The 18,365-nt window shown below is 41.5% G+C and carries 15 protein-coding genes; 7 read left to right on the top strand and 8 right to left on the bottom strand.

Annotated features, from left to right (window positions below):
* Positions 1 to 201: 201 nt before the first annotated feature.
* Entirely contained in the window at positions 202 to 402 is a 201-nt protein-coding gene (locus A4S05_RS40760) for a hypothetical protein (RefSeq protein ID WP_141699843.1), read from the top strand.
* An 8-nt stretch (positions 403 to 410) separates the two neighbouring features.
* Here the strand turns inward: A4S05_RS40760 and A4S05_RS30260 are convergent, their stop codons facing one another.
* The 3 genes from A4S05_RS30260 to A4S05_RS30270 all read right to left on the bottom strand — a co-directional run bounded on the left by A4S05_RS30260 (position 411) and on the right by A4S05_RS30270 (position 4,018).
* Positions 411 to 1,127, bottom strand: coding sequence for a pirin family protein (locus tag A4S05_RS30260; protein ID WP_069073473.1), 717 nt, complete (start codon positions 1,125 to 1,127; stop codon positions 411 to 413).
* 293 nt (positions 1,128 to 1,420) lie between these two features.
* On the bottom strand, positions 1,421 to 2,974 hold the full coding sequence (locus A4S05_RS30265; protein ID WP_069073474.1) for a cation:proton antiporter: 1,554 nt from the start codon (positions 2,972 to 2,974) through the stop codon (positions 1,421 to 1,423).
* Between the two features lie 42 nt (positions 2,975 to 3,016).
* Entirely contained in the window at positions 3,017 to 4,018 is a 1,002-nt protein-coding gene (locus A4S05_RS30270) for a DUF389 domain-containing protein (RefSeq protein ID WP_069073475.1), read from the bottom strand.
* 215 nt (positions 4,019 to 4,233) lie between these two features.
* Between A4S05_RS30270 and A4S05_RS30275 the strand changes: the two genes are divergently transcribed.
* Positions 4,234 to 5,799 carry a cation:proton antiporter gene (locus A4S05_RS30275; protein ID WP_069073476.1) on the top strand — a complete coding sequence of 522 codons (1,566 nt, stop codon included), beginning with the start codon at positions 4,234 to 4,236 and terminating at the stop codon, positions 5,797 to 5,799.
* 140 nt (positions 5,800 to 5,939) lie between these two features.
* On the opposite strand, the gene A4S05_RS30280 is transcribed toward A4S05_RS30275, so the two are convergent.
* From A4S05_RS30280 to A4S05_RS30295, 4 genes are all read right to left on the bottom strand, one after another.
* Positions 5,940 to 6,380 carry a hypothetical protein gene (locus tag A4S05_RS30280; RefSeq protein WP_069073477.1) on the bottom strand — a complete coding sequence of 147 codons (441 nt, stop codon included), beginning with the start codon at positions 6,378 to 6,380 and terminating at the stop codon, positions 5,940 to 5,942.
* Positions 6,381 to 6,387: 7 nt separating this feature from the next.
* Positions 6,388 to 7,824 (bottom strand): c-type cytochrome, encoded by a 1,437-nt coding sequence (locus A4S05_RS30285; RefSeq protein ID WP_069073478.1) that lies wholly within the window; start codon positions 7,822 to 7,824, stop codon positions 6,388 to 6,390.
* A gap of 31 nt (positions 7,825 to 7,855) precedes the next feature.
* Positions 7,856 to 9,331 carry a c-type cytochrome gene (locus A4S05_RS30290; protein WP_069073479.1) on the bottom strand — a complete coding sequence of 492 codons (1,476 nt, stop codon included), beginning with the start codon at positions 9,329 to 9,331 and terminating at the stop codon, positions 7,856 to 7,858.
* 65 nt (positions 9,332 to 9,396) lie between these two features.
* Positions 9,397 to 10,854, bottom strand: a complete 1,458-nt coding sequence (locus A4S05_RS30295; RefSeq protein ID WP_256091270.1) for an NADH:flavin oxidoreductase — start codon at positions 10,852 to 10,854, stop codon at positions 9,397 to 9,399.
* A gap of 604 nt (positions 10,855 to 11,458) precedes the next feature.
* Here A4S05_RS30295 and A4S05_RS30300 point away from each other — a divergent pair.
* The 3 genes from A4S05_RS30300 to A4S05_RS30310 all read left to right on the top strand — a co-directional run bounded on the left by A4S05_RS30300 (position 11,459) and on the right by A4S05_RS30310 (position 16,133).
* The gene (locus A4S05_RS30300; protein ID WP_069073480.1) at positions 11,459 to 13,468 is read left to right on the top strand and encodes a hypothetical protein; all 2,010 of its coding nucleotides are present in this window, start codon (positions 11,459 to 11,461) and stop codon (positions 13,466 to 13,468) included.
* Between the two features lie 82 nt (positions 13,469 to 13,550).
* The gene (locus tag A4S05_RS30305) at positions 13,551 to 15,023 is read left to right on the top strand and encodes an alpha/beta fold hydrolase (RefSeq protein WP_069073481.1); all 1,473 of its coding nucleotides are present in this window, start codon (positions 13,551 to 13,553) and stop codon (positions 15,021 to 15,023) included.
* A gap of 318 nt (positions 15,024 to 15,341) precedes the next feature.
* Positions 15,342 to 16,133, top strand: coding sequence for an SDR family NAD(P)-dependent oxidoreductase (locus A4S05_RS30310; RefSeq protein WP_069073482.1), 792 nt, complete (start codon positions 15,342 to 15,344; stop codon positions 16,131 to 16,133).
* 142 nt (positions 16,134 to 16,275) lie between these two features.
* Here A4S05_RS30310 and radC read toward each other — a convergent pair whose 3' ends face one another.
* Positions 16,276 to 17,007: a RadC family protein gene (gene radC, locus A4S05_RS30315; RefSeq protein ID WP_069073483.1), complete on the bottom strand. Its 732-nt coding sequence runs from the start codon at positions 17,005 to 17,007 to the stop codon at positions 16,276 to 16,278.
* A 171-nt stretch (positions 17,008 to 17,178) separates the two neighbouring features.
* Here radC and A4S05_RS30320 point away from each other — a divergent pair, with 171 nt between their 5' ends.
* The gene (locus tag A4S05_RS30320; RefSeq protein WP_069073484.1) at positions 17,179 to 17,742 is read left to right on the top strand and encodes a hypothetical protein; all 564 of its coding nucleotides are present in this window, start codon (positions 17,179 to 17,181) and stop codon (positions 17,740 to 17,742) included.
* Positions 17,743 to 17,789: 47 nt separating this feature from the next.
* Positions 17,790 to 18,365, top strand: a complete 576-nt coding sequence (locus tag A4S05_RS30325) for a hypothetical protein (RefSeq protein WP_069073485.1) — start codon at positions 17,790 to 17,792, stop codon at positions 18,363 to 18,365.

The raw sequence follows: 18,365 nt of genomic DNA on the forward strand, positions 1-18,365 counted from the left end.
AGGCAACAGGCAACAGTCAAGAAGGCTTCTTAGTTGTACTGAGTTTTTTCAGAAATCAAATATGAGTCCTATATAACTTAATAAATATAATTGAAGAAGAATTCAGAATTCAGGAGTCAGAATTCAGGAGTCAGAATTCAGGAGTCAGAATTCAGGAGTCAGAATCTAATCAGTTGGGGATTCAGACCGGCGATTGAATTGTTGCACCACCAAATCTACGATTTGGTGGTGGTATTAAACCCGGTTATTCAGACGCGACTCGAAAATACTCGCTCTAAGCGAAGCCATGCCCATGCTGTTCGCGTTAGCGTCTCTGAAAGAGAAGGCTTTACACTGCGCTATCCACCAGTCATACAGAATACCCAACTCCCGGATTTCTCATTTGTGAGAAATCCAGGTTAGGTGGAATATTAGCCCAAATCGAAAAGCAAGATTTCGCCGCCGATGTTGGTGCTAATTTCTAGCTGTTCTTCGCCGTTGATCTGCACACCATCGCCGGCTCTGAGTTCCTCACCATTTAAGTTGACTATGCCTTGGGCTACTTGTAACCAGGCATAGCGATCGCTTTTGACTTGATAATTAACAACATCACCTGACTCTAAAACAGATGTATATAACTCAACATCTTGGTGAATTGTCACAGCACCATCGCGCCCATCCTTAGAGGCAATTAAGCGGAGTTTACCGCGCTTTTCTTCGAGAGGAAAAGCTTTTTGTTCATATCTTGGCGTTATTCCTTCTCGATCGGGAAGAATCCAGATTTGTAGCAGGTGCAGTGGTTCTGTTGGTGAGGGATTAAATTCGCTGTGGCTGATTCCAGTACCAGCGCTCATAATTTGGGCATCACCAGGACGAATCACCGACCCAGTACCCAAGCTGTCTTTATGCTCTACAGCACCTTCTAAGACGTAGGTGAGAATTTCCATGTCACGATGACTGTGGGTAGGAAATCCAGCACCAGGGGCGATGCGATCGTCGTTAATCACTCGCAGAGAGCGAAATCCCATGCGGTTGGGATCGTAAAAACTACCGAAGGAAAATGTGTGATAACTATCGAGCCAGCCTGTTTGAGCGTGGCCGCGGTCATTGCGATCGTGAATTAAGTGGGTAATTGTATTTTGAGACATAAATTTACCTCGTTGTTAATTGTTTTTAGAAGAATTTAGAATTCCAAATTTAGAGTTCTGATTGATTAGACCTAATTTGTAACTATTTAAATAGTAAAGTATATACATATAAAATGAGAAGTACGCACTTAAAAGTGGCGTACTTACCAAAAAGATACTGTGAGATTTGACAGCGCTTTTCAATTGAATGAATACACCTTTTAAAAACGTTCAGTTAAGAGCTAACTGTACAAAATTGTGGATTTTCGAGACGCGATAAATCGCCGTCAAGACAAGTGTATTGCCCCATATCCTTAATCATCTTCTAATTTCAGTAATTGTTCATCAAGAATTTGTATCCGCGCACGCACTATTTCTTCTGAGAGAATTCGCTTCCGCATTGCCTCATTGAGCGCTCCTTTTTCTGCTAAGAGTAAACGTCGGCGAATGGCTTCCAGTTTACTGCTCTTGCCACTTCTACCTTCTACCTCATCAGGGCGACGATTATATAGTTCCCGCAGTGTCTTTTCTGCACTGGCAATTCGCACCTGATAAGCTGAACGCATCTCTTCGTAAACAGCTTTTGGTAACACCCCTGATTTCAACAAACTATCTAATTCATCTTGTGCTGCCTTACCCGTCATTAACTGGGCTTGCAATTCTTCAACTTGTTGTTGAGCTTCTGAAAATTTAGATAATTTCAAACGTTTTACCACCCAAGGCAAACTTAAACCCTGTCCAACTAACGACACCAGCACACTACCAAAAACTAAAGCGATGAGGACATCTCGCCCTGGTAGTGTTGGAGGTAAACTCAACGCCAGAGCCATTGAGAGCGAACCTTTGATGTTACCTAAAAAGAGTAGATGTTGCCAGCGCAATGGAATTGGACGGTCAATCAAACGAATTCCTGCTAGTAGAGGATAGACTGTAAGAACTCGCCCAATTTGATAAGCCAAAACTGCAAATATAATTGCAGGTAAAGTTCTCCAGAGCGTTACTAGGTCTATTTCTACACCAATCAACAAAAAAATAAAGGTGTTGACAGTAAAACTGGCATATTCCCAGAAACTTAACAAGGTGATGCGACTAGAAGCAGAAGTATTGCCAGAAAGCCCTAAATTCCCGAAAATTAATCCCGCAACAACTACGGCCACAGCACCCGATACACCGATAAATTGCCCAGCCTGAAAAGTTCCTAATGCAACTGCAACTGTCAACAAAAGACTGCTAAGGGCATCATCTAAACGGGCGAATATAGGTATACTCAAGTAACCCAGGACTAACCCCACAAGGCAGCCTCCTAGAGAGATAAATAGCAGTTGTTGGATTCCCTCTAAAAATGTGAGTGAGCCTGTTGAATATACTTGCAAAATTAGGTTGAAGGAAACTAGGGCGGCTGCATCATTGAATAGGGTTTCTCCTTCAACGATGGTGGAAAGCCTTGAGGGAACTGGTATCTCCTTGAATACAGCAATCATGGAAACTGTATCAGTGTTTGCCAGAATTACTCCTACAAATAACGCAGGTATCCAACCCAGTCCCAGCCCAAATTTTAAGAGGGCGGCAATAATCGCGCCAGAAAGTATAGCCCCTGGCCCAGCTAGTAGGGCAATTGGTTTAAAGGTGCTGCGTAGGCGGCTGACATCTGTATTAATACCAGCTTCAAAGATGAGAATTGGTAAGAAAAGATTCAATACAAGGGTTGGATTTAAACCAATGGGCCGAGATAATAACTCAGTGATTGGCAAACCTGCTAATACTAAACCTGTGACATAAGGGATTCGCAGCCGTCGGGACAGCAAAGCTACACCTGTAGCAACAAGCAAGAGAATAATTGAAACTTTGACTAATTGAGTTACATCCACTATTGCATTCTGGAAAGTTATCTTGACTTTACATTAGCAACTTCAGGGCGTTGGTTCAGAACGTCGAATTTCCTCCACTTGACCAACTTCAAAAATGAGAGTGAATGGTTGCCCCATCTCTCGTTCAATAAATTCTTCTAATAATTCTACTTGCCGGGGTGTAACAGGTTCCCTTGCCCGGACACTCAAACGGACTTCTGGGGGATTTGTCAACCAATTAGTATTACTGTTGAGTAACTGCAAGCGTCCAAAGGTGACAGTTCGGTTTAATAATGCCCGTCGTAGACTATTTTCTAGTTGTGCCTGTCGTACAAGTCGAGCAAAGCTAACTCCCAAGGGAATTACCAAAATAGCCGTCAAAGCCATAGTCCAAATTAGGGGTTGACGGGCCCGCGCCATTGAAGTGTAACCTACTGCCACGAATGTCACCATACAGGAGAGGGCGATACCTAGCAAGTTGGTGAGATAAAGGAGAGTTGCCCCGAAACTCAGTGACCAATTTCCCTGTGCCAAGCCTAAGCCAATGACACAGATGGGAGGCATGAGGGCAACAGCGATCGCAGTTCCCGCTAAACTAGTAGAGATTTTCGTCTCAACTTTTGCGTAGCCACTGATACCGCCAGCCGCTACCGCAATTCCTAAATCTAACAGTGTTGGTCTTGATCTGGCCAGGATCTCGCTACCGTAGCTGGGCAACCCTACTAGCCAACCCAGAGTCCAGGCGATCGCTACCGCTAATATAGTGCCCACTGCTACAGCAATTATTCCCTTACGGAATAATGTAATATCTGCTTGCAAAGCACCAAAAGCTAATCCGCGAATCGGCAACATCAGAGGGGCAATAATCATCGCGCCAATAATCACGGCCGCACTATTAGACAATAAACCTAAAGTAGCGATCGCACAGGAGCTAATAATTAAAATTATGTAAGCCGAGTCTAGAGTCGATTCTGCCAGCAAGTCTGTTTGTAGCTGTTGGAGTTGTTCCGGCTGCGAACCCCGGCGGCGGAAATTTTTAAAGCGGTCTCGAATGTTATTACTCAAGACCTTCCTCCTGAATGTTCGGTTAATTGTAAAATCTTCATTCTCTGCTAATTAAAGTCTTAAATTGAATTGGTGTCATCTGAAAATAGTCATATCTAAGTCTGCCAGACATACTGACTCCTAAATTCTGACTCCTAAATTCTGAATTCTGACTCCTGAATTCTGACTCCTGACTTCTGTTTCGATAAATGCAAAATTATACCAGGAATTTACTTATGGCACTTGAATCCGCGATCGCCGAAGAAGTCATTACAAACAATCTCAAGCAGTTTTTGCTGGTACTTTCGGTATCTCTAGGTGTGGCGACACTACCGCAGATATTTAGCTGGTTTCGCAATATCCCTTACACCTTACTACTGGTGATTGTCGGGTTAGGTTTGGCGTTGGTGGATGTCCGTTTAGTAACCCTTTCCCCGGAATTAATTTTGTTCATTTTTTTACCACCGCTGCTATTTGAAGCCGCATGGAATTTGAAATGGTCAGAACTGAAGCGGGATTTAGTGCCAATTTGCTTGTATGCAGTGTTTGGGGTGTTAATTGCGATCGCCGGGGTAGCGATCGCTCTCAATCAATTCGTTGGTATTTCCCTAACTACAGCTTTACTCATCGCCGCCAGTCTATCTGCCACTGACCCGGTTTCTGTCACCGCTTTGTTCCGCCAACTCGGCGTAGGTAGTCGTCTTACCACCTTAATGGAAGGCGAAAGCCTATTCAATGATGGTATGGCTGTAGTTGCCTTTAGTTTTTTGGTGGCCTTATCTTTGGGAACTGTGGAATTGGAATTCCAGCCAATTTTATTGCAGTTATTTACAGTTGTTGGCATTGGTGTAGGGGTAGGGGCTTTCATTGGATTTGGGATTTCCTACCTCACCCAGCGCTTCGATTTGCCTTTAGTGGAGCAATCCTTAACCCTAGTTTCCGCCTACGGCACTTACCTGATTATCGAAGACTTAGGTGGTTCTGGGGTAATTGGAGTTGTCACCACAGGTTTGATTTTAGGCAACTTTGGCTCTCGTATCGGCATGAATCCCCGCACTCGGATTATTGTCTCCGAATTTTGGGAATTTTTGGCGTTCTTTGTTAACTCGATTGTCTTCTTGCTAATTGGCGACCAAATACGCTTTGCTAGTTTAGGCGAAAACCTGCAAATCATTATGGTGACAGTGGTAGCAATGATTTTGATGCGAGCAATTGCTATTTTGATTCTCACCAGATTTAGTACTAGCATTACCAAATCGGACATTTCGTTACCAGAACAAACTATCCTCTGGTGGGGTGGGTTACGTGGTTCCGTCTCCATTGCCTTGGCATTGAGTGTACCAGTAACATTACCAGAGCGAGAAAAAATCATTGCAACGGTATTTGGAGTAGTTTTATTTACTCTACTTGTCCAGGGATTAACCATCAAACCATTGCTAGAAAAACTCAATTTGCTAGGTGATGCACCCTTACGTGAGCAATATTTAGAATTCGTTGCCCGTCATGTTGCCTTAGAACGCGTTCTAGAACATCTCCAGGCAGACAAACGCCCAGGTATTGACCCAGAGTTTCGTCGTTATCAAGAGACACTAATCAAAGGTGAACTTGCAGATTTACGGATAGAAATTGACAAATTACAGGGTGAATATCCCAATCTTCAGAGCTTTACAACAGAACAATTTCGAGGAGAACTGCTGGCAATTGAGGCAGATACTTATGCAGAATTTGTCAAATCTGGTCGGTTAAATAAAGAATTAGAATCTATGCTTGAGGGTGTTTTGCCAAATCAAAAAGAAGGGTGATTCTGGAGTAATGAGTAATAAGTAATAAGTAATGAGTAAATACCCATTTTTCATCCACTCATTACTCATTACTCCTTACTCATTACTTTAAAGCATTGCGTGAAGCACGGGGCTTCACTTTGGTCAAGACAAAAGACTAATTATTGTAGAGACGGCGATTTATCGCGTCTTTGTAATGATTTATCGTCATTGTCTGGCGTATAAGCTTGAGGTTTGTTGAGCATAGTCAGTATCAACAGTGGCGCTTGGAACAAGAAAAATACCAAGTCGATAATCCCGAAGACGGGATAAACATTGGGGTAAATAAAGAAAAAGAAAATGACTCCTTGCGATCGCGCAAAGATCGCAAGCACAGCATTAGATGTGTAGCGGTACGGGTCATTTCCTCCCGGAATGTAGAACAGCGACAGCAGAACCACTAGCAAGCCAGCAAACGAAGTCCATACCGGGTCTTCGGTAGGTCTTTGGTGGAGTAATTCCAGCAACCAATTCGGTGCGAAGATAGCGGGTATACCCATCACGCAGTTTTGGATAACACCTAACCAGACGAGCGCCCGGAACCAAACAGCATATTTGTTCATAACTTGGTTACAAAGTTTTTAAGTATTCGACTAATGCTTGTTTATCTTTGACAGGTAAATCAGTGCCATAGATATGTCCTTGGTTACTATTACCAGGAACACTAATGTCATATTTAAAACCTACACGTTGCGCTTCTTCTCCTTCGGAAATAAAGCCAACTTTGTTTTGGTCATAGACATCAAATCCTCGATAAAAAGATTGGGGACGATCCTCCGGTTTTTCTAACAAGTCTTGTAGGGATGGCACCGAACCATTATGGAGATAAGGCGCTCTTAACCAAAGACCATCAAGAGAGACAGAAACATAACCATTGGTCTTCCGCAACTGGTTGAAGTCCCAAGAGTAACCATCACCAAATTTGTTGTAAGTATCTGCTGCTTGCTGCGTCCACATATCTAGACGGTGGCGGTCAGTTCCCACTTCTTCAACAGGAATCACCTTACCAGTCCTTTCGCCGCCAAATGCATGACAAGACGCACAAGTATTATTAAAAATTGCTTTTCCTTGTGTAGCTAGTTGCTCATCAACTGCAAACGGATATTTAGGAGGCGGTAATTCCGAAATATAATCTTCTACTCGTAGCAGATCCTCTACTGGTAGAGAGTCTTTAGTTGCACCGTCACCAATCGCCCCAGTCTGGATCGTTTCTCGCAGCGAAGTTTCTAAACCATCCCAATGCAGGGCAAAGTTTTGGTGTTGCTTTTCATTCCACAGAGGCATCATATCTGAGTTACCAATGGTGTCATCTTTAGGCAACTTTAAAGTAGTAAACTTCACAGGATTAAACGGGTCAATTCTACCTGGGCCCCAATTAGGACGAGAATCAGTCCAAGCAAAGTCTGCACTTTGTTGCAGCAGCCCTTTTTTTGTTTGGGGAATAATTATAAAACGATAAAGCAGGTTTTCTAACCAGCTAAACTCATGACTATATTTGATTTCATCAAGGATATAATCTGGTTCAAATCTGGGGTCACTAGCAGCGTTACCGAGAAAGCGGACATAGCCTTGAGAATCAAATCTATTAGCAGGCCCAGCTGCAATAATTGTTGGCTTATCTTTGAGATTTTCTCGATAAGTAGCATGATGACAAACAGCACAAGTTATCCCAACTCTGGGAAACCCGATTGTTTTTTTAGAAAAACCGACTGGTAGCTCTTTACCTTCTTCCCAGGTAATTCCCAGAGAAGTATAACCGCCTGGGCCTGGTAGCTTATCGGGAAATATGCGCGGTAATACTAACCAAATCCAATACGGTACACCTTGCGCTTGTTCTGTACCAATAGAACCATATTTAAAATGATCCTCTGGTAACTCATAAACTTCGCTAGGAACTTCGCGGAAAAGGTTGTACCATCCCACATAACCCACAACCCCAAAAAGAAGGACAATAACTACAGCAATTGAGGTGATTATTTTCCCTAATTTTGACTTAAGTATTGCCATAAACTTAGGTTTTTTCTCGCTAAAATATTTTTCAAAGTTTCTTCATGTACTCAACGATCGCATCTTTTTCTTCTGGGGAAAGATCAACGCCGTATAAGTGACCGCTATTACTGTTACCATCAAGTTTTGTATCAAACTTGAAGTAATTTTTACCATTTTCTTCGGCTATATCAGAGACAAAACCAACTTTTTCTCTATCGATAACGTCGTAGCCTCGATAAAATTCTTGTGGTCTGTTCTCTGGTTTTTCTAGTAAATCCCGTAAGGTAGGGACTGAACCATTGTGTAAATAAGGGCCGCGTAACCAAACACCATCAAGAGGCATATTCGCATAGCCATTAGTCTTGCGAAAATTCTTAAAGCGCCACGGATAACCTGCATACAGCGTATTTTGGTTAGAGATGGTTTCATAAGTAAATGAATCTAGGCGATGAGGGTCTGTACCAATTTCTTGAATTGGTACAACTTTGCCTGTATACGCACCACCAAAAGCGTGACAACTAGCGCAATTACTTTCAAAAAGTGGTTTTCCTGTGGCCGCTAAAGTTTCGTTAACTTCATAAGGATATTTGGGTGGTGGTAGTTCCCACAGCCAATCAGCAACTCTCTGAATTCGAGGCAAATCAATTGTTGTGGGTGTGACTCCAGTTCCTAAGGCTGCACTCTTATTACGTTCATCAACAGATGTGTTATTACCATCCCAATGTAACTGCAATCCCTCGCGGGGTTTTTGATTCCAAATTGAGGGGAAATCAGAAGTACCAATTAGTTCATCTTCACGCAATTTATCCATTGGGAAATGGAATTGAATTGCTTTATAAGGATTAAAAGTATCTACTCTTCCTGGCCCCCAATCTGGTTGTTCTTCCACAAACTTAAGTCGATATGCCTGATTAATTAGTGCATCTCTAGTTTGGGGAATTGCAATGAAGCGATAAAGTAATTTTTCAATGGGATTAAGACCACCACTAATTTTTTCAATTTCTGGTAACATCCGGTTAGCAGTAAAGCGCTCATCCACACCAACTGCTGATAAAAATTTTATATATCCCTGCAAATTCAGCACATTAGCAGGCATCGTAGTCATGACTTGATGTTCACTATTAGGGGTATTTCGCAGTGTTCCTGTATGACATACAGCACAATTTAACCCAACTCGATCAATAAAGACTCTTCGTTGTGAAAAACCTACAGGTAAATCTTTATCAGGTTCTTTGATAAATCCCAAAGAACTATAACCTTGTCCGGGTAATTTATCTGAAAATAATTCTGGTAAAACTTTCCAAATCCAGTAAGGGATGCCATTGATGGGTTCACTGCCAATTGAACCATATTTAAAGTGGTTTTCAATATCAGCATAATCCACTGGGGAGTTAGATAAAACAGGCCAAAGGAAAAATACTGCTACTGCTACAATGCCTACAATCACAACCCAAATCCGCCGGAAGATACCCTTTATTCCCTTAACTGGGGTAGAAAGTAGGGTAGGGTTAGTTTGTTCAGTCATAAAACACTCCCCATATTGTCGAGATTATCTCTAAGCGAAATTGTCAATGTGATACCCATCGCTTTTTATTTAGATGAATTGGCAAACTGAGTTGGATGAAAGACTGACATTACTTCTTCCATCATCTCTTCATAGCTATTGAAGCGCTCCTGCTCGTAACAACCCAAGGGATTTTCGATTACATTAAGTAGACATTTGTTGCAATAGGTACAGGGTTTATCTGCTAGGTCTTTACCTTCTTGAAAAGATTTAACTAAGTAATTGTTAGCAATTAGGGTACGAGCCATTGTGACACCATCACAATACTGATCGTTAATTGCCTGACGAATATATGAAGCTTGCTGTAAACCACCAGTGCATAATACGGGAATATTAACGTGCTTTTTAATTTCTCTGGAATCTAGTAAGTTTCTGCCTTGGTTCTCTATTAACAACTGCTTGATTTTGGGGTCTTTTACATCATCACCACTAAATGCTTGAGGAGGCAATTGCTTTTTTACACGGTTCCATAAAAGATTGAAAATTGGATGCAGAAATGATTTGCGAAATAAAATGTAGTTACGTGTGGTTTCGACGCCACTTGACAACATCGCATCATAAGTTTTAGTAATAACATCAAAATTAAAATCACCAATGGGATTGAGTGGGTGAGGAAATAAGCTACCAGTTGATACATGGATGCCATCAGCCCCAGCTTCTTCTGCCCATTTACAAACTTGGATAGAATCTTCTATGGTATTACCTGGTTTTTCCCAAAAGGTGACGGCGTTGTTATAGTCAACGGCACTAATTTTAAATTGTAGATGAAAGTCATTACCTACTTCTTTACGAATTGCTCTAATTACATCTAGCAGAAACCGCGCTCGATTCTCTAATGAGCCACCATATTCATCTTGGCGATCGTTAATTCCAGAACTGAGAAATTGGTTAAAAAGATATCCATTAGCACTGTGCAATTCTATTCCATCTAAACCTGCTTCACGGGCCCGTCTAGCACCATCGGCAAAGTGTTGGATTGTTTCTTTAATCTCTGTTAGTGTCATCGCTTGACACAAAAATCCGTGGAATGGCTCAGTTTGGCTAGTGGAACTTAAGGCTTTTTTTCCTAAATTTTCTACACCGGCAATGTCCTGCTGTCGCCCCGAATGACTTAATTGCAAGATAAATTTACAGTCATATTCGTGGACTTTTTCTCCTACTTTCCGCCAAAAAGGAATGCGTTCATCACAGTCAATAGTGGCGTAATTGGGCATAATTCTTCCCCGGATGGCGACTGGTACAAAGGAAGTAATAATAGCCCCTACACCACCACGAGCAAACTTTTCTTCCCAGTTGATTCGGGCTTGGGTTCCTGAACCATCATAGTTATCCCATCTTCCAGAAATACTAGAGCGAAAAATCCGATTTTTTACTGTGAGATTACGGAATCTCAATGGTTCAAAGATAATATCGTTTTCCATCTGTTCCTCTGTCTTTTGTGTTTTTTCGGCAATAAAATTAGGTGTCAGAATTTTTCGTAGCACGAATAGCCTCGCCAGAGAATTATGATTTCTAATGTCTCTGCGAGGGTAATGTTTTATGTCTACAAATCTACAGTGGAGGTTTTCGGATGCAAAAGCTAAGTATTAAGTTTTTGTTACTTATATTTTCCTACCCAGTTTCAGCATGGATGTTTATCCTTATTGGTTTTTACAGTTATATAAAGTCTTTTGCAGTTTGTAAACCGACAACATCAACAAACAAAATCTTAAGAAAAATGAAAATTTTTGTCTTTATTTTTCTTAAAAGGTTAAGTCAACCTTAAGATCAGCTTCTAACAATTTGTTACAAACTTAACCAAGTATCTAGGGAATGGATATAACCATAGCAAATTGGTTATTGAACACTATTGTAAGTTTACAAATTTTTAAATTTTTAGGTTAAAAATGTATAAAAGTTTATTGATGACGTTTTGCAAACTTGTGTAGTAAGTTCATATATAACGAACCTCAGTAAGGTACATTTAAAATCATCAAAATATCCCAAGACTAAATCTGGAAAATGGGAAATTAGTGATGAAGTATTAGTGTATCTCTGCAAACGTGAGGTGCTGTGGAGAAGGTTTAGGTCTTACAAACAAAGAGTTTTATGAAAAAGACAAGTCTAATTTTTAAGGGCTGTCTGCTCCTGCTATTCGTGACTATGTTTATAGTCTGCGGCTTTTATGGAACGCCTACAGCTTTAGCTGATGAGTATAGTGAAACACCTACATCCATAAGTACTAGCTATTCGGATACAGGTGTATCTGAATACCCTGATAACTGTGAGGGTATCGGTTATCTCCCAGACTACAAAATAGAGAATTTGACAGATGCCGAGAAACGGGGCCGTTGTACTTGGTACTTATGGACTGGCGGTAATGCTAAGTACTATCGTGATTTAGCGAAGCGGACACATGGTGGTGTTGATCTGCTAAAGCTGATTGATTCGCGTGTGCATGATGAACGATTCCAACGCTATGGCGCTATCAACGATCCTGGATGTGAGAAAGCAACAACACCAGATGAATACGGTTTGTGGCTAGATAAGTGCAAAGATCCACTTTCAACCGGCGTTATTGGGTTGCGTAAGTTCCAAAACCCCAACTTCGACTCGGCAAAATGGAACTCTGTTGAATATGCCAAAACTTCACAAGTTGAGCCTCCATACGTGATTGGACAGTCTTGCGCTATCTGTCATGTAGCGTTAGATCCTCTTAACCCACCCAAAGATAAGGAACACCCGAAATGGGAAAATCTCGTAGCAGCATTAGGTAATCAGTACATCAAGGAAAGCAAATTATTTGCATCCAGCGTTGGGGCAAATAGTTTTGTTAAGCAAGTACTTGACTCTCAAAGACCGGGTACATCTGATACTTCGCGGATTGGTAACGATCACATCAATAATCCGAATGCGATCAATGCCATTTTTAATTTAAGCGATCGCCCCACATATCCAGAAGTAATGAACGATGGTTCAATCAAGGAGGTTAATCATATTCTCAAGGATGGTGCAGACTCTACAGGAGTGGCAAATGCCTCACTACGCGTCTACGTCAATATTGGGATGTGCGGCGATTATTGGACGACTCTTCATGAACCTTTATTAGGCAGAACTCCCCAAAAACCTTTTGATATCGAAAAGGCGCGGAAAGAGTGCGAAGGCTGGAGACAGACAGAAGCACGCATGGCTGATGCCGAAGCATTCTTGAAAACCATCAAGCCGATGCACTTGAAAGATGCACCGGGTGGTGAAGAGTTCTTAACCAAAGACGAAGAAGTTCTCAAACGTGGCAAACTGGTTTTTGCCAGTACTTGTGCTGGTTGCCATTCCAGCAAAAAGCCACCTGCTGAAATTGCTGCTGACCCAGAACAGGCTCAGAAATGGTATGAAGAGTCTGTACTCAGTAGTAATTTTCTCGACCACAACTTCTTGTCTGATGACCAGCGTTATCCAGTTACACTAATTGGTACCAATGCGGCGCGATCGCTAGGGACAAATGCCACTAAGGGGCATATTTGGGATCAGTTCTCATCTAAAACCTACAAAGAACTACCATCACCAGGTAATTTGACGCTGTACAACCCCTTCGATGAGAAAAAACCCATCGAATTTAAGATACCAGATGGCGGTTTGGGATATTACCGCACACCTTCGCTAGTTAGTATTTGGGCAACAGCACCACTTCTGCATAACAACACACTAGGACTTTACAACGAAGATCCTTCAGTGAAAGGACGTGTAGAAGCCTATACCGATGCTATGGAAAAGTTGCTGTGGCCTGAAAAGCGTGAGGGAATTATCAGCAGGACATCTCAAGATACTAAATTAGAGCTTCCTCCAGGAGATCCAAATCCGAGATTTAGGATTCCTATTCCTAAAGGTACGCCTGTGAATTTGCTGGCAAGCATCAATATTAGAGAGGCGATTACATCTCTCAATCTCAGCAGCCTTTTCCAAGACTTGAAACCGGGCGGTGGAATCAAAGGTAAATTAGCACGTGTGCTTTTAAGAGCCAACAAATCTCCCGACTTCGTTGAAGATGAGGGTCATTATTTTGGCTCAAATCTGCCAGATGAAGATAAGAAAGCCCTAATTGAGTTTGTGAAAACTTTCTAAGACAAATTGTCTGGATGCTGCACTCGTTCCCATGTTAAATATGGGAACGAGCAAAAATATTTATTAAATAGTGAGGATATAGATGCAGTATTTACCAATAATCTTTGTTCGTGGATATGCAGGTACACAAAAAGATGTTGAACAAACAGTTAATGATCCATTTTATGGGTTCAATAGTGGTTCAACACATATTCGAGTAGACCAGAAAGAAAATCCCCAAAAGTTTGTTTTTGAGAGTCCATTGCTGCGGCTAATGACCGATCATGGTTATCAACCGATTGTTGACAATCAGAATGTGAGCAATCAGATTAAAAGATTGTCTGGTCAAGTTCATAAAACTATTTGGATCTACCGATTTTATGATGTAACTACACCTAGTTTTGGCTCCTCAAGTGTAGTTCGTCAGGAGATGGAGGAGATAGCTAAGGGTTTAAGAAACTTGATCCAAAACGTCAAGAAAACGACGGGTGCAGACAAAGTTTATCTTGTCGCCCACTCAATGGGAGGCCTTGTTTGTCGTAGTTTGATTCAAAAGATTTATCCAGAAACAGGTGAGCAAGCTGCCCATCACATTGATAAATTCTTTACCTACGGTACACCTCATGGTGGCATTTATTTTGAGGTTGGGAGTGGTTTGCTGGAAGAACTAAGGGACAGGTTCCAATTGAATAATTCTGATGACTTTGGCCCCCAAAGGATGTACCAGTATTTAACACCTTATGTTAAGCCAACCGATAAATTACCTAATAATTTTCAGCTAGAAAAGTTACAAAGTATAGAGAATGCATTTTCACCAAGCCGCGTTTTTTCTCTAATCGGCACTAATGCACATGATTATGAAGAGGCTTTGGGTCTTTCACGAAAGGCTGTCGGGGTGAAAAGTGATGGTTTAGTTCAGATTGACAAAGCCTACATCACGGGATCTCATCGTGCATATATTCATCGCGCTCATGGTGGGCGTTATGGTATATTAAACTCGGAAGAAGGTTATCAAAATCTGCAACGCTTTTTGTTCGGTGATATTCAGGTGAAACTGTCTCTGAGTAATGTCGATTTAAAAGAACAGAACAAGAATTTTTATCAACTAGAAACTAGGGTTGCTTTGCGTGGTCTTCCTACTCCTATATATGAACAAGCGATCGCTCATTATTGCCCAATCACACAAGAGTTAACCAGAACCGATAAACCCGTTCCTCTGTTTACAGCCTTTTTAATCCCAAAAAACTCAGCTAGTGATAATAATGTGTGTAGATATGCCCTGCGTTTAGCACTACATTCTTTCACAAAACAAGAGACGAATTGGCTACGTGACAGTCATCTCGACCAAGTGCCTTTGTGGACTGACTATCTAATTACTGATGTTGTCGCAACAGATGGTACATACAAGGCTAAATACAGTTGGAATTCCGTTGAAAAAGAGCCAGTAACGAACTTAAATCCCACTTCAGAATCCAGTTCAAATGTATATGTTGCATACGTTCCCTTACCTGAACGTGGCCAAAGAGTATTAGGCCAAAATGTGGCAGTCCGCTTGGAAATTTCACGGTGGCAATAGATTACAGCAGAATTCAGGAGTCAGGAGTCAGAATTCAGGAGTCAGAATTCAGAATTCAGGAGTTAGAATGGGCTACGCCCCGCTGCGCTAACAGAAGTAAAATATCTGGCTTTAAGACTTAGCTGGTGTACTTCAGTAATTTTACATCCGCTGTAAGTAGTAGTGTGGGGAATGCTTGTTGTGTAGTCAGTGATTAGTTTTTGTTAATTAGCGTTTTTAATTATTGTGAAGATAGAATAATTAAGGTTAAAGAGCGTTAGGTTAATAACAACTAATAACTAATAATTCATTTTTTAAGCTGTTAAAAAAGAAAAAAATATGCAGAGTAATCGCAAACAAACGGCTCTTATTACTGGTGCATCTGGTGGCATCGGTTATGAATTTGCAAAGTTATTTGCTCAAGATGGTTACAATCTGGTGTTGGTAGCTAGAAGCGTGGACAAGCTGAATAAAATCGCCGATGAATTTAAAAATAAATTTGGCATTGTTGCCAAAGTTATTTCCAAGGATTTATCAAATCCATCAGCCCCAGAAGAAATTTTCACTGAGCTAGAACAAGCATCTATCAGAGTTGACGTGCTGGTTAACAATGCTGGTTTTGCTACCTACGGATTATTTAACGAAATTGACCTGAATTCTGAAATGCAAATGCTACAGGTTAATGTTTTATGTCTCACACATTTAACCAAATTATTCCTAAAGGGTATGGTGAAGCGGGGGTCTGGAAAAATATTAAACGTGGCTTCGACTGCTGCTTTTCAACCAGGGCCGCTGATGGCAGTATACTACGCTAGTAAAGCTTATGTATTATCGTTCACAGAAGCGATCGCAAATGAGTTAGAAGATACAGGTGTTTCTGTAACAGCGCTTTGTCCAGGGCCTACCGAATCTGGTTTTCAACAAAGAGCCGCAATGGAAGACTCAAAGCTAGTAAGTGGTCAAAAAATTATGACTGCGGAAACAGTAGCCCAAATCGGCTATCGTGGTCTATTAGAAAACAAAACTGTTGTCGTTCCTGGAATTAAAAATAAGCTCCTTGCTGAATCTGTAAGATTTACTCCCAGAAAGCTAGTGACTAAACTAGTCAGAAGTATGCAGGAAAGTAAGTAATAAGTAGGTCGGCGTAAATAATTAAGGCAGGAAGAAGAGGACTTGGGGACAAGGAGAATTGGGGACAAGGGGAAAGACTTGTTGCAAGTTATTACCTCTTGTCCCCTCTGCTCCCCTGCCCCTCTGCTCCCCTGCTTTTTCACTAATCCCCCTGTGGATGCTCATCCCACAAGGTTGTCAGTTCCCGTAAACTTTGATGATTGCCATTGCCCAAAATCAGATGATCTAGTACTGGAATGCCCAAAAGCTGCGCCCCTGCTAACAACTGACGCGTCAATTCTATATCTTCCTGGCTGGGTTCAAGGTTCCCAGAAGGATGGTTGTGAGCAACTATTACCCGCGTTGCACCTTGACGAATAACTTCTCGAAAAATATCACGGGGAGAGGCTAAGGTTTCCGTTGCTGTGCCAATGGTAATTACTTGCGTACCCAATAAGCGATTCTTGACATCTAATAACACCACTGCAAAACGTTCTTGTGTCTGCCACATCAAATCTTGACTCAGGGTAGCAGCAGCAGCAAGTGGGCTATCAATTAATGTTCCATCGTTAGGTCGAGATTGAAAAGCGCGTTTACCCAATTCAATTGCTGCTAAAATACTTGTCGCCTTCGCCGGGCCAACACCAGAAATTTGCATTAACTCAGCAGGGCTAACTTCTCGCAGAACTACCAAAGGATCGCGTTGGTGTTTGGCTAATTCGCTCAAAATATATTGTCCCAAACCCACAGCAGAGAGTTTTCCCGGCCCTTGACCGGTGCCTAGAAGAATTGCGATTAACTCCGCTGTGGCTAAAATTTTGGCACCATGCGTCATTAATCGTTCACGCGGACGCTCATTTGTAGGTAAGTCGGCAATTCTGAGGCAATAGGTCATAGGAAACTAAGAAAATAGTCACTAAAGATGTAACTATCTTTATTTATCCCTTGTTTGCTCTCAAAAACATCTTTATTTGAGAAAATCTTTAACCTTGGTCAGTTTCTATGGGTAATCTCATTTGCAACCTTCAAAGGGAATACTAAAAATAAGATGATTTAGGCGATCGCTATGTTCGATGATTTATTCAACAATCTCAAAGGTTTTATTGACTCTAAACTTCAAGAAGTCGGTAATGATCTGCAAAAACGCTTCGGCATTCCCGAACCCACAGAGCCATTTGTGCTGATTCGTCGATTCACACCTGCCGATTCCACTGTGACAAAGGGATGCATTGCAATTGTTGGAGAAAGCTGGCAAATTGAAGCTTATGACGATAATACTCAGCGCTTTCTAACTAATAGTACAGATCCTTTGCGAAATGTCATCTTATTTGAAGTTGCAGAACCCGATGTCCAAGAGTGTGTTTTTGCTTGTCAATTTAACGCCAAAGCACTAAACACAGAAAAACCAATTAAAGTTAGTTTAGGTTGGCGGAGAACGGGACAATGGGGCACAATGACGAGATTATGGCCAACAGAAGTTTTACTAACGGAAGATTTGCAGCCTTATGAAGCGCGTGCCCATTTTAAAAAAGAAGCAGATGCCGCCACAGTTCAAATCAGTGTGCAATTTGAGAGTAGTGGCATTCTTCAGATTAGAGATATTGAATTGTTGCAAGCGCCTGTAAAGTAGCAATCATGAGCAATACCTGAAATTTGAGTAATTAGTTAAAGTACGCTATGTTTGACGAGCTATTCAAAAATCTGACAAATTTTATTCTCTCTAAAGCTCAGGAAGCCCTTAAGGAACTGGAAAAACCCCTAGCTATTCCCGAAGCCGCAGAGCCATTTGTATTGATTCGTCGATTCACACCTGCCGATTCCACTGTGACAAAAGGAGGCATTACAATTGTCGGAGAAAGTTGGCAAATAGAAGCTTATGACGATAATACTCAGCGCTTTCTAACGAATAGTACAGATCCTTTGCGAAAAGTCATCTTGTTTGAAGTTGCAGAACCCGATGTCCAAGAATGTGTTCTTGCTTGTCAATTTAATGCGAAAGCGCTGAATACAGAAGAATCAATTGCAGTAAGTTTGGGTGTAGGTAGACCAAGAGAATCGGGCGAAATGAGAACAACTTCATGGGGTAGAGGAGTTTCACAAACGGAAAATTTTCAGCCTTACAAAGTGCGTGCCTATTTCAAAAAAGAAGCGAATGCTGCCAAGATTCAAATCAGTGTGCAATTTGAGAGTAGTGGTATTCTTCAGATTAAAGATATTGAATTGCTGCAAGCTCCCGTCAAGTCACAATCATGA

Source organism: Nostoc sp. KVJ20, assembly GCF_001712795.1.
In the GTDB taxonomy this organism is placed as follows: Bacteria; Cyanobacteriota; Cyanobacteriia; order Cyanobacteriales; family Nostocaceae; genus Nostoc.

Bases quoted from the DNA above. Each gene is read 5' to 3' on its own strand.
- A4S05_RS30290 (WP_069073479.1), bottom strand. From the start codon at position 9,331: ATGACTGAACAAACTAACCCTACCCTACTTTCTACCCCAGTTAAGGGA.
- A4S05_RS30260 (WP_069073473.1), bottom strand. From the start codon at position 1,127: ATGTCTCAAAATACAATTACCCACTTAATTCACGATCGCAATGACCGC.
- A4S05_RS30280 (WP_069073477.1), bottom strand. From the start codon at position 6,380: ATGAACAAATATGCTGTTTGGTTCCGGGCGCTCGTCTGGTTAGGTGTT.
- A4S05_RS30320 (WP_069073484.1), top strand. From the start codon at position 17,179: ATGTTCGATGATTTATTCAACAATCTCAAAGGTTTTATTGACTCTAAA.
- A4S05_RS30325 (WP_069073485.1), top strand. From the start codon at position 17,790: ATGTTTGACGAGCTATTCAAAAATCTGACAAATTTTATTCTCTCTAAA.
- A4S05_RS30285 (WP_069073478.1), bottom strand. From the start codon at position 7,824: ATGGCAATACTTAAGTCAAAATTAGGGAAAATAATCACCTCAATTGCT.
- A4S05_RS30305 (WP_069073481.1), top strand. From the start codon at position 13,551: ATGCAGTATTTACCAATAATCTTTGTTCGTGGATATGCAGGTACACAA.
- A4S05_RS30300 (WP_069073480.1), top strand. From the start codon at position 11,459: ATGAAAAAGACAAGTCTAATTTTTAAGGGCTGTCTGCTCCTGCTATTC.
- A4S05_RS30275 (WP_069073476.1), top strand. From the start codon at position 4,234: ATGGCACTTGAATCCGCGATCGCCGAAGAAGTCATTACAAACAATCTC.
- A4S05_RS30310 (WP_069073482.1), top strand. From the start codon at position 15,342: ATGCAGAGTAATCGCAAACAAACGGCTCTTATTACTGGTGCATCTGGT.
- radC (WP_069073483.1), bottom strand. From the start codon at position 17,007: ATGACCTATTGCCTCAGAATTGCCGACTTACCTACAAATGAGCGTCCG.